Source organism: Streptomyces sp. NPDC006476, from assembly GCF_040612015.1.
GTDB lineage: Bacteria > Actinomycetota > Actinomycetes > Streptomycetales > Streptomycetaceae > Streptomyces > Streptomyces griseorubiginosus_B.
Genome location: NZ_JBEXPK010000250.1, coordinates 1 through 2,320, shown reverse-complemented (window position 1 = coordinate 2,320; position 2,320 = coordinate 1). Strand labels below are relative to the sequence as shown.

Annotated in this window: 2 protein-coding genes and 2 pseudogenes; 2 read left to right on the top strand and 2 right to left on the bottom strand. The window is 66.2% G+C overall.

Going from position 1 to position 2,320, the window contains the following annotated elements; all coding sequences use genetic code 11:
- Together ABZZ74_RS53665 and ABZZ74_RS53660 are read left to right on the top strand one after the other, a co-directional pair.
- Window positions 1–735, top strand: a 735-nt coding sequence (locus ABZZ74_RS53665; RefSeq protein ID WP_356951376.1) for a S1 family peptidase, incomplete at its 5' end; no start/stop codon positions are given.
- Between the two features lie 80 nt (window positions 736–815).
- Window positions 816–1,103 (top strand): annotated as a pseudogene (locus ABZZ74_RS53660) (transposase); the annotation flags it as partial.
- A 29-nt stretch (window positions 1,104–1,132) separates the two neighbouring features.
- On the opposite strand, the gene ABZZ74_RS53655 reads toward ABZZ74_RS53660, so the two are convergent.
- A complete protein-coding gene (locus ABZZ74_RS53655) occupies window positions 1,133–2,035 on the bottom strand; it encodes an IS3 family transposase (protein ID WP_356951375.1) in 903 nt (300 codons plus the stop codon).
- Window positions 2,036–2,093: 58 nt separating this feature from the next.
- Window positions 2,094–2,320 (bottom strand): annotated as a pseudogene (locus ABZZ74_RS53650) (IS110 family transposase); the annotation flags it as partial.

Below are 2,320 nucleotides of genomic sequence, written 5' to 3'. Positions count from 1 at the left end.
GACCCCAAGACCAACCAGGTGGTCGTCACCGCCGACCGCACCGTCTCCCAGGCCGAGTGGACCAAGCTCACCAAGGTCGTGGACGGCCTCGGGGAGAAGGCAGAACTCAAGCGCATCAAGGGGGAGTTCAAGCCCTACATCGCGGGCGGCGACAAAATCATCGGTCCCGTCACCGGTGGCACCGTCTTTTGCTCCCTGGGGTTCAACGTGGTCAAGGACGGCCAGCCGTACTTCATCACGGCCGGCCACTGCACCAACGAAACCTCCGTCTGGGCGGACGCCGGTCAGGAGCTCGGCAGCACCGTGGAGTCCAGCTTCCCCGACAATGACTTCGGCCTGGTCAAGTACAGCGGGAACGCGGACCACCCGAGCGAGGTGAACCTCTACAACGGCTCGACCCAGAAGATCACCAAGGCGGGCGACGCCACCATCGGCCAGGAGGTGACCCGCAGCGGCTCCACGACCCACGTGCACACCGGCACGGTCACCGACACGGACGCGACCGTCAACTTCAGAGACCCAGAAGACCCAGACTCTGGCACTGTCAACACCGTCAACGGGCTCATCGAGACCGACGTCTGCGCCGAGCCCGGTGACAGCGGTGGCCCGCTGTTCTCCGGTGACACCGCGATCGGACTCACCTCCGGCGGCGCCGGTAACTGCACTGCCGGTGGGGTGACGTTCTTCCAGCCGGTGACGGAGGCGCTCAGCACCTTCGGTGCGGAGATCGGCTGACGTTCGGTTCCTGCTACGGGAAGGGTTCCGCCCCACGTGCCTGGTCGCGGGGCGGAACCCTCGCGTTGACCGAGCTCTTGCCCGAGCCGCTGCCCGCCACCGGCAGTGTCGTCGGCATCGACGTGGGCCTGGCGAACTTCCTCGCCGACTCAAACGGCAACGTCGTTCCCAACCCGCGTCACGGGCGGAGGGCTTCCGCGAAGCTCGAAGCCGCGCAACAGGCCCTGTCCCGATTCCCGCGACGCAAGGCCAAGGACCGTACGGCCAACCACCAGCGTGCCGTGGAGAAGGTCGCCAAGCTGCATGGCAAGGTGCGACGCCAGCGGCTTGACCACGCGCACAAAACCGCCCTCACGCTGGTCCGTGAAGTTCCCCTCTGATCTTGGACAGCGGTTGCTTACGCTGCGGGGGTGAAGTCGTGCTGCAGCCTGGCTCGGGTTTCGAGTGGGGTGAGGTACCCGAACTCGGGATGCTTGCGGAGCCTGGTCCGGTTGTACTCGACTTCGATGAAGCGGAAAACGTCGGCCCGGGCAGCCTCGCGGCTCTCCCAGATGGTGGTGCCGATCTCCGCTTTGAGCAGTCCGAAGAAGCTTTCGGCCGCGATGTTATCGTAATATATGCCGGTTCTCCCCATGCTCTGCCGCAGGTTCAACTTCCTTATCTCGCACCGGAATTCACTGCTGGTGTACTCGCTGCCGCGATCGGTGTGCATGATGCAGCCCGGCTGAAGACCGCCACGGCCCGCGGCCATGCGCAGGGCGTCGGTGACCAGTTCGGCGCGGTGGTGGTCGGCCATCGCGTAGCCGATCACCTCGCGTGTCGCCAGGTCGATGACGGTCGCCAAATACCACCAGCCCTCGATCGTCGGCAGATAAGTGATGTCGCCGACCAGTTTCGTGCCGGGCCTCTTGGCGGTGAAGTCGCGGCCGACCAGGTCCAAGGCCGGGGCGGCCCCGGCATCCTGCTTCGTCAGGTGGCGGCGCCGGCGGCGGGTGATCCCGCGGATGTCGCGCTCACGCATGATCCGCTCGACCCTCTTCCGGTTGATGCCATGGCCCCTGCGCCGCAGCTCGGCGTGCACCCGCGGGACCCCGTACGCGCCACGGGAAGCGGCGTGGATCTCGCGAATACGACCGGCCAACTCGTCGTCGGCGCACTGCCGTTCAGCGACGGCCAGCCGCGCAGCGAGCCACGCATAGTAGGTGGAGCGGTTGATGCCCAAAACGCGGCACAGCCGCGCGACGCTGTAGCCATCGGGGTTCGCCTCGGTGGCCTTCTCCGCATCGATGAAAAGACACACCGTGCCTACTTCACGATCTCCTTCGCGAAGAAGGCCGCGGCTGAGATATGAATCCACGTCACGACGAGGTGTCCGGGACCACGGTCACCCTCACACCCAGATCCTCCAGCTGGGAGATGAGCCGTTGGGCCCGGCGCTCGGGGGAATATCGCCGGGCGATCCAGTCCCCTCCCAGCTCCCGGTAGGGCACCCGGTCATGGACGATGTGCCAGTAGGCGACGATGATGTCGTGCCGGGTCGCGCCGATTGCCTTGAACCGCCCCGCCCGGCCCTTGATCTGAGCGT